The 9,070-nt window shown below is 38.5% G+C and carries 8 protein-coding genes; 5 read left to right on the forward strand and 3 right to left on the reverse strand.

Annotated elements, in window-relative coordinates; all coding sequences use genetic code 11:
- Window positions 1–546: 546 nt before the first annotated feature.
- The 5 genes from AC1WHX_RS08110 (at window position 547) to rimM (ending at window position 4,070) form a co-directional block, all read left to right on the forward strand.
- Entirely contained in the window at window positions 547–801 is a 255-nt protein-coding gene (locus AC1WHX_RS08110; protein ID WP_147412134.1) for a hypothetical protein, read from the forward strand.
- 84 nt (window positions 802–885) lie between these two features.
- Window positions 886–1,581, forward strand: a complete 696-nt coding sequence (gene tsaB, locus AC1WHX_RS08115; RefSeq protein ID WP_022599497.1) for a tRNA (adenosine(37)-N6)-threonylcarbamoyltransferase complex dimerization subunit type 1 TsaB — start codon at window positions 886–888, stop codon at window positions 1,579–1,581.
- A gap of 16 nt (window positions 1,582–1,597) precedes the next feature.
- The gene (locus AC1WHX_RS08120; RefSeq protein ID WP_022389801.1) at window positions 1,598–2,194 is read left to right on the forward strand and encodes a DUF4290 domain-containing protein; all 597 of its coding nucleotides are present in this window, start codon (window positions 1,598–1,600) and stop codon (window positions 2,192–2,194) included.
- A gap of 47 nt (window positions 2,195–2,241) precedes the next feature.
- A complete protein-coding gene (gene murA / locus AC1WHX_RS08125) occupies window positions 2,242–3,546 on the forward strand; it encodes a UDP-N-acetylglucosamine 1-carboxyvinyltransferase (protein WP_022599495.1) in 1,305 nt (434 codons plus the stop codon).
- A gap of 2 nt (window positions 3,547–3,548) precedes the next feature.
- The gene (gene rimM / locus AC1WHX_RS08130) at window positions 3,549–4,070 is read left to right on the forward strand and encodes a ribosome maturation factor RimM (RefSeq protein ID WP_270214645.1); all 522 of its coding nucleotides are present in this window, start codon (window positions 3,549–3,551) and stop codon (window positions 4,068–4,070) included.
- A gap of 105 nt (window positions 4,071–4,175) precedes the next feature.
- Here the strand turns inward: rimM and AC1WHX_RS08135 are convergent, their stop codons facing one another.
- From AC1WHX_RS08135 to AC1WHX_RS08145, 3 genes are read right to left on the reverse strand one after another with little or no spacing between them, the layout of a single operon-like run.
- Window positions 4,176–5,528, reverse strand: a complete 1,353-nt coding sequence (locus tag AC1WHX_RS08135; RefSeq protein WP_022599493.1) for a citrate/2-methylcitrate synthase — start codon at window positions 5,526–5,528, stop codon at window positions 4,176–4,178.
- A gap of 27 nt (window positions 5,529–5,555) precedes the next feature.
- Window positions 5,556–6,815, reverse strand: a complete 1,260-nt coding sequence (gene icd, locus AC1WHX_RS08140; protein WP_009316769.1) for an NADP-dependent isocitrate dehydrogenase — start codon at window positions 6,813–6,815, stop codon at window positions 5,556–5,558.
- Between the two features lie 5 nt (window positions 6,816–6,820).
- On the reverse strand, window positions 6,821–9,064 hold the full coding sequence (locus tag AC1WHX_RS08145; protein ID WP_481229127.1) for an aconitate hydratase: 2,244 nt from the start codon (window positions 9,062–9,064) through the stop codon (window positions 6,821–6,823).
- Window positions 9,065–9,070: the final 6 nt, after the last annotated feature.

The following is a 9,070-nucleotide window of genomic DNA, read 5'->3' on the forward strand; positions in this document are numbered from 1 at the left end:
ATTTTATACTGAGTAAATGTGTTTGTTTTATTATCTTGATTTATAGATATATTATTGATATTTTAAGTGAATATATGAGTAAAAATGTCTTTATTGTTTTAAAATAATATCAAAAATAAATTTTTTGTTCAGATTTATATCTATTTTTATTGTTGAGAAAGGTACGGAAATACAAAACTCCCAGTGTGTAGTTCTGCTTGTGTAAGTATAAAACCTCCATCCAGACACGCAAAGAGTTGTTGTGTTTCTGTACCTTTCTCATTCAGACAGAACGGATGGAGGTTTCTTTTTGTTTAATGTTAGTTTGACAAGCAAATGGAAAACTTTAATCTGGACAAGGAGTCGGGGAAGTTTCAAACTCTTTTATTCAAATTTATAGTTTTGTTGACACGAAATCGGGATGAAGCTTTAAATATAATACAGAATGTAAATTACCTGATATTTAAAAATCGGAATAAATTCAGACTATGGCAATATTCATCGAGAATGTCATTTACTTTTATAAAGAACTATTTTATCTCCCGATCAAGAAACAAAAACAAAGTTATGTATTTAAAACAAGAAAATCAATATTCTATTTTTGATGAGTATGATGTTGCTCTTTATAATCGCATTTTTATTCTGAATATCGTAAAAAATATGAATGTTAGAGATCGTATTTTGATCGGATTTTTGATCCTAAGAAAAAATTATGATGAAATTGGTCGTGCGTTAGGAATAAATGAAGAACAGGTCAAAGAAAGAGTGTATAATCTCAGAGAGAAGATAGAATGTTTGTTTCCTGAACTTTTTAATAAGTGATTGGAATATATTCTGAATCATACAGGGAAAATGAAAAAAAACAGCTACTTTTGCAAAATAAAATATTAATTATTACAAGAATAGATGGCGACTCTTTTAAATATAGAAACTTCTACATCTGTCTGTTCGGTGGCGTTGACACATGAAGGACAAGTTATATTTCGCCGGGAAAATTATGAAGGACCTTCTCATGCTTCATGTTTGGGTGGATATGTGAAGGAAGCTATCGATATGGCAAAGCATTACGGTTTTAAGTTAGATGCCGTTGCTGTCAGTTGCGGACCGGGTTCTTATACCGGACTCAGAATCGGAGTATCTATGGCAAAAGGTCTTTGTTTCGGGTTGGGAATACCGTTGATAGGTATAAATACTCTTGAAATAATGACCTGTCATGTAATGTTTAGGGAAAAATATCCAGAAAATACTTTGTTTTGTCCGATGATCGATGCACGGCGCATGGAGGTCTATTCTGCTATTTATGATTTATCTTTAAATCCTGTGAAGCCCGTATCTGCCGATATTATCGAAGCCGACACTTATGAGAACTTTTTGAGAGAACAATCTGTTTTATTTTTTGGCAACGGAGCTGCGAAGTGCCGTTCGGTATTGACAAATCCGAAAGCCCTTTTTTTAGATAAAGATATAAATCCTTTGGCCTCTGATATGTTGGCTTTGGCAGAAAAAGCTTTCAGAGAGAGAGATTTTAAGGATGTTGCTTATTTCGAACCTTTTTATTTAAAGGAGTTTGTAGCAACTAAGCCGAAACATAAAGTTTTATAACTAAATATTTTTAATTATGCCCGATTATAATACACAACAAAAAAAGTTGATCATGCCCGAATATGGACGTAATGTTCAGCAAATGATAGATCATTGCGTGTCGATAGAGGACCGTGAAGAGCGTACTCGTTGTGCAAATACGATTATAAACATCATGGGAAACTTGTTTCCCCATCTTAGGGATGTCGATGATTTTAAACATAAATTGTGGGATCATTTGGCTATTATGTCCGATTTTAAGTTAGATATTGATTATCCTTATGAAATTATTCGGAAAGAGAATCTTCGTACTAAGCCGGATAGAATTCCGTATACTTTAACTCCGATTCGTTATAGACATTATGGAAAGACTCTTGAGCGTATGATAAAGAAATGTGAAGATTACCCCGATGGCCCGGAACGGGATCAACTGATTTCTTTATTGGCCAATCATATGAAGAAATCTTTTCTTACTTGGAATAAGGAGGTTGTTGATGACGATAAAATATTCAAGGATCTAAGAGAATATTCCCATGGGAGAATCGATCTTAGTCCGGAAACTTTCCGATTGAAGGAGTCGAAAGAGTTTCTTCAGAAAAAGAATAAAAATAATATGAGAAAAGCGGGTAGATAACCGCTTTTTTTGTATCTTTCACAAAAACAATCAAATTCCGACACAATATGGCATCGTTTGTTATAGAAGGGGGACATCGTCTACAGGGGGATATTGTTCCGCAAGGCGCTAAGAATGAAGCTTTACAGATTATTTGTGCTACATTGCTTACATCCGAAGAAGTTAAAATTTATAACATTCCCGATATTTTGGATGTAAATAATTTGATACAATTATTGAGAGACATGGGAGTCACAGTGCAGCATATAGGGGTTAATGCCTACAGTTTTAAAGCGGATAATGTGAACTTGGATTATCTGCATTGTGAAGATTTTTTACGGCGTAGCGCATCATTGCGAGGTTCTGTTATGATTGTCGGACCGTTGGTCGCTCGTTTCGGGATGGCGGTTATACCCAAGCCGGGAGGTGACAAGATCGGCCGGAGACGGTTAGATACTCACTTTATCGGTATTCAAAAGTTAGGGGCAGATTTTACATATTATCCCGAACAGCAGTTGTATGAAATTACAGCGAGAGAATTGAAAGGTGCTTATATGTTATTGGATGAAGCCTCGGTGACCGGTACAGCCAATATACTTATGGCTGCAGTGTTGGCAAAAGGTACGACAACGATATATAATGCAGCGTGTGAGCCTTATTTGCAGCAGCTTTCCAAAATGTTGAATAAAATGGGCGCAAAAATTTCGGGTATCGGATCAAATCTGCTGACCGTCGAAGGAGTAGAATCATTAGAGGGATGTTCTCATACTATATTGCCCGATATGATAGAAGTCGGGAGTTTTATCGGGATGGCGGCAATGACCGGCTCTGATATTCGGATTAAAAATGTTTCCTATAACGATTTGGGAATTATTCCGGATAGTTTTCGCCGTTTAGGGATTACGTTAAATCAGGAAGGTGACGATATACATGTGCCGCATCACGATTATTATGAAATAGAAACTTTTATCGACGGGTCGATCATGACTTTTGCTGATGCGCCTTGGCCGGGGTTGACTCCAGATTTGTTGAGCGTATTTTTAGTTGTTGCGACACAAGCAAAAGGAAGTGTGCTGATTCATCAGAAAATGTTCGAGAGTCGTTTGTTTTTTGTCGATAAATTGATTGATATGGGAGCTCAAATTATATTATGCGATCCGCATAGAGCTGCTGTAATCGGGCAGGGGAAATCTCATACATTACGTGCGGCGACAATGGTTTCTCCGGATATTCGTGCAGGTATTGCCTTATTGATAGCCGCCATGTCGGCAGACGGTATCAGTACGATTCATAATATTGATCAGATAGATAGGGGATATCAGGATATTGATAAAAGATTGAATAAATTAGGGGCGAGAATTACCCGTTTGTAGTCATGATTACGAGAGAAGAATTAATAAAAATAGGACAGTTCAATAAACCTCACGGCATACACGGAGAAATATCTTTTTCTTTTACCGATGATGTATTTGACCGTACGGATTGCCCCTATATTGTGTGCGAGATAGATGGCATCTTCGTCCCGTTTTACATAGAAGAATATAGGTTTAAGGGGGAGATGACCGCCCTTTTCAAATTAGAAGATGTTGATACTGACAGTGATGCCAGAGTTTTTACTAATTTGGACGTTTATTTTCCGAAATCTTATTTAGAAATAGAGGGGGAAGATTATATCGCTCCCGGAGATTATTTCTTAGGATATACAGTCATCGATAAACATCATGGTATCTTGGGGAAAATTGTGCATATAGATGATTCGACAATGAATACGTTATTTGTCGTAGATCGCGATGCCTCTGAACTGCTTATTCCGGCAAATGATGATTTTGTGATCTCTGTTGATGAAGAAAATAAAATTATAAAAATGGATGTTCCGGATGGGTTGTTAAATCTGTAAGTTTTTGAAAGAACTTCCCAAAATGAAATAAAGAGCAAGGCCGAAAATTCCAGCCTTGCTCTTTATTGAAAAAATGAGAAAATTATTGGATATTTAGGCAGGCTCTTAACGTTTATCTAAAGGAATAAAGGGTGCATCTTCCGACACGTTTTTATATGCTGGGCGGATAATACGTTTGCTGTCGAAGTTAAGTTCTTCGATTCGGTGTGCTGTCCACCCTGTAATACGAGACATGGCAAAAAGAGGTGTATATACTTCTTTCGGTAAACCGATCATTTCATATACAAATCCGGAATAAAAATCGACGTTTGCACAAACCCGTTTTTTTACTTGGTTCCCTTTGAATTTCATAAAAGTTTCTATTGCACGCTCCTCTATCAATTCCAGAAATGCAAACTCTTTGTCCAAACCCTTTTCCTTTGCAAGATTGCGAGCCCATTCTTTAAGCAATAAGGCACGAGGATCGGAGATAGTATATACTGCGTGACCGATGCCATATATTTTTCCGCTTTTATTGTATCCTTCCTTACGTAGCATTTTAGTCAAATAAGCATCTATTTCATCTTTATCTGTCCAGTCGCTGATTACTTCTTGCAGATGATGGAACATATCGATAACCCTAAGGTTTGCACCTCCATGTAACGGACCTTTTAAAGAGCCTATTCCGGCTGCGATAGAGGAATAAGTATCTGTTCCCGATGAACTGGTAACCCGTACGGTAAATGTAGAGTTATTCCCTCCGCCATGATCGGCGTGAAGCATTAGTGCCAAATCGAGAATACGTGCTTCCGATTGGGTATATTGAGGACCTTTCAACATAAACAGAAAATTTTCCGCGATAGAAAGATTTTCTTTCGGATGTCTGATGTGCAAAGATCTCCCTTGTTGACTATGTCTTAAAATGTTATAGGCATATGCTATGATTGTGGGAAATTTGGCTATCAATTCTATAGATTGCCGCATCAGATTGTCTCTGGATGTATCGTCGGGATTAGGATCGAACGTGTACATTTCGAGAACACTCCGAGCCAGAATATTCATAATATTATGTCCCTCAAGATCCAGAATATTCATCGTCGTTTTTTGCTCTAAAGGCATAGATTGGTTAAGCAAACGGGTAAATGTTTCCAATTCGTCTTTATCCGGTAAAAAACCTGAAAGAAGGAGAAAGGCCGTTTCTTCAAAGCCGTAACGATTTTCCTTTTCAATGCCTTTAACCAGATCTTCGATATTAATACCCCGATATACGAGCTTTCCCGGAATAGCTTTGAGACCGCCTTCCGGCATACGTTCATATCCTACGACATCTCCGATTTTTGTCAATCCGACAAGTACACCTGAATGATCCTCATTGCGTAAACCCCTTTTTACATTATGTTTTACAAACAGTTCGTTATCTATATGGCTTGTACTCTTGATAGAATCAGAGAGTTTGTATATCATATATTCATCTTTCATATCTTTATAATCTTTACTCTCTTGTTGTTACAAATTTCGGATAATTTCATCTCTGAATTCGGTTGTTGTCAGAGTTTTAGAATCGTCCATAAACCGGGCTAAATCTATGGTTGCTTTATGTGACTGGAATGTCTTTTCTAAAGCGTTGACGATATTTGCTGCGGCCTCTTGCCAGCCTAAATATTCGAGCATCATTACTCCTGATAGTAGGAGTGAAGACGGATTGACTCTGTTTTTACCGGCGATATTAGGAGCTGTACCGTGTGTAGCTTCGAATATGGCATGTCCTGTAATGTAATTTATATTTGCACCCGGTGCAATTCCGATGCCTCCCACCATGGCGGCTAACTGGTCAGAAATATAATCTCCGTTTAAGTTTAAGGTCGCAATGACCGAATATTCTTCCGGAATTAGGAGAGTGTTTTGAAGAAAAGCATCAGCAATAACATCTTTAATAATAATTTTTCCTTCTTTTATTGCTTTTTTCAGGGCATTTTCAGCAGCCGGTTCTCCATCTGATTTTTTTAGCCGTTCATACTGCATCATAGTGAATACTTGATTACCGAACTCTCTTTCGGCCATTGCATATCCCCATAATTTGAATCCGCCTTCGGTAAACTTCATGATATTGCCTTTGTGTACAAGAGTCACAGACGGGAGTTTATGTTCAATAGCATATTGAATAGCAGATCGTATAAGTCGTTCGCTTCCTTCAATAGAAACAGGCTTCACTCCGAAAGAAGAGGTTTGGGGAAATCTTATTTTACTCACTTTCATTTCATTTTGCAGAAAATGAAGAAATTTTTCAGCTTCGGGACTTCCTTGCTGCCATTCTATTCCGGCGTATATGTCTTCCGTATTTTCCCGGAAGATATGCATATTGACTTTATGGGGTTCTTTTATCGGAGAAACGACGCCTTTGAACCAGCGTACCGGACGTAGGCATACATATAGATCCAGTTCTTGCCGTAAAGCAACGTTTAGCGATCGAATACCCCCGCCTACGGGTGTGGTTAACGGGCCTTTGATTCCGATCAGGTATTCTCGAAATGTTCTCATGGTCTCTTCCGGAAGCCATGAGCCTGTTTGTTTAAAGGCTTTTTCTCCGGCAAGAACTTCGAGCCATTCGATTTTTCTTTCTCCTGCATAACATTTTTTTACAGCGGTATCGATAATAGATTGTGTAACAGGCGATATTTCCGCTCCGACACCATCGCCGGCTATGTATGGAATAGTTATATTATTGGGGACTACCAATTTCCCGTTTTCTATTTTTAGTTTTGCCATGATCACTATTTTTTATTTGCTAGATAGTTTAATGCGCTTCCTGCTTTAAACCATTCGATTTGTAAATTATTATATGTGTGAGAAGCTTCAAAACTTTCAAGACTTCCATCCGGATGAATAATTTCTATTGTCAGATTTTTATCTGGAGCAAAAGATTCCAGCCCTTTGACTGATAAAATATCTTTTTCCTTAATTTTATTGTAGTCATCCTTATTGACAAATGTCAGAGCCAGCATGCCTTGCTTTTTTAAATTGGTTTCATGAATACGTGCAAAAGATTTGCATAAAACCGCTTTTACGCCAAGAAAACGAGGCTCGAGGGCTGCATGTTCCCGAGATGATCCTTCCCCATAATTTTCTTCAGCTACGACTATTGATGATATTCCGTGCATTTTATAACTTTTCGCGGTCCCGGAAACGGTGTCGTATTCATTTGTCAGTTGGTTGAAAACTTCGTTTGTTTTACCGTTAAAAGCATTTACTGCACCCATTAGTAAATTGTCTGATATGTTTTCGAGATGTCCCCTGAAACGTAACCAAGGTCCTGCCATTGATATATGATCTGTCGTACATTTCCCGCTTGTTTTTATCAGTAAAGGCATTCTTTCGAAATTCAACGGATTAAACGGTGCGAAAGGTGACAGTTTTTGTAATCGTTTAGAGTTCGGATCAATGATAATATCAGAAGAAGATAGGCCTTTGTCCGGAGCTATGTAGCCGGGATCTTTGACATCAAAACCTTTAACAGGAAGTTCTTCTCCTTCTGGCATATCCAATTTTACAGACTCCCCGTTTTCATTGATTAAGGTATCTGTCAAGGGATTAAAGCACAGATTCCCGGCGATTGTCAAAGCTGTGACGATTTCGGGAGAAGCGACAAATGCATGTGTATTCGGATTGCCGTCTGCACGTTTTGCAAAATTTCGGTTAAAAGATGTCACAATCGAATTTGCCCTTTGATTATCATCTGTATGACGTTTCCATTGTCCTATGCAAGGACCGCAAGCATTTGTCATGACAATACCTCCGATCGATTCGAAATTGGAGATCAATCCGTCTCGTTCTGCTGTATAACGAACTTGTTCTGATCCGGGATTAATTCTGAATTCGGCCTTTGCTTTTAGATGTTTTTTTGATGCTTGTCGGGCTACAGATGCCGCACGGCTTAAATCTTGATATGATGAGTTTGTACAAGACCCGATCAGACCTACTTCCATAGTTTGCGGATATCCGTTTTCTTTAACGATTCGGCCGAATTCCGAAATAGGATGTGCCGCATCCGGAGTAAAAGGTCCATTGATATACGGCTCGAGTTCGGAAAGATTGATTTCTATGATCCGATCATAATATTTTTCGGGATTGTCGATTACCTCTTTGTCCGCTTCTAAATAATCTGAAAGTTTGTTTGCCATTTCGGCAATTTGTTCGCGTCCGGTAGCTTTAAGATACCTTGCCATGCTCTCATCGTATGCAAATAGGGATGTTGTCGCTCCTACTTCAGCACCCATGTTGCAAATAGTCGCTTTCCCTGTTGCCGACAGATTTTTAGCCCCTTCACCGAAATATTCTATAATGGCATTTGTTCCGCCTTTTACAGTGAGTATTCCGGCTAATTTTAAAATGACATCTTTGGGAGAAGCCCAACCGTTCAGTTCACCGGTTAATTTGACTCCTATTATCTTGGGCATTTTCAATTCCCATGGAATACCGGTCATGACATCTACCGCATCTGCTCCTCCTACACCGATTGCTATCATACCTAACCCACCGGCATTGGGAGTATGAGAATCTGTCCCTACCATCATACCTCCCGGGAATGCATAATTTTCTAAAACGACCTGATGTATGATTCCAGCTCCCGGTTTCCAGAAACCGATCCCGTATTTGTTTGAGACATCTTTTAAGAAGTCATATACCTCTTGATTGGAAACAAGAGCTTTTTTTATGTCGTTACTTGCATCTATATCCGCTTGTATAAGATGGTCGCAATGTACGGAAGAAGGTACGGCTACTTTGTCTTTCCCTGCAATCATAAATTGTAATAAAGCCATTTGTGCCGTAGCATCTTGCATCGCAACTCTGTCCGGAGAAAAATTGACATAGTCGATTCCTCGTATAAACGGTTTATGGGGATACTCATTATTATACAAATGCGCATATAAGATCTTTTCTGTAAGAGTCATCGGACGACCTAATAATTGACGGCTTTTTTCAACCTTTTCTGCATACGAAGCATATACTTCCTGTATTAATTC

This window comes from Coprobacter sp. (assembly GCF_982436375.1).

Coding starts and splice junctions, on each gene's coding strand:
- AC1WHX_RS08120 (WP_022389801.1), top strand. CDS start 1,598: ATGCCCGATTATAATACACAACAAAAAAAGTTGATCATGCCCGAATAT.
- icd (WP_009316769.1), bottom strand. CDS start 6,815: ATGGCAAAACTAAAAATAGAAAACGGGAAATTGGTAGTCCCCAATAAT.
- AC1WHX_RS08135 (WP_022599493.1), bottom strand. CDS start 5,528: ATGAAAGATGAATATATGATATACAAACTCTCTGATTCTATCAAGAGT.
- murA (WP_022599495.1), top strand. CDS start 2,242: ATGGCATCGTTTGTTATAGAAGGGGGACATCGTCTACAGGGGGATATT.
- rimM (WP_270214645.1), top strand. CDS start 3,549: ATGATTACGAGAGAAGAATTAATAAAAATAGGACAGTTCAATAAACCT.
- AC1WHX_RS08110 (WP_147412134.1), top strand. CDS start 547: ATGTATTTAAAACAAGAAAATCAATATTCTATTTTTGATGAGTATGAT.
- tsaB (WP_022599497.1), top strand. CDS start 886: ATGGCGACTCTTTTAAATATAGAAACTTCTACATCTGTCTGTTCGGTG.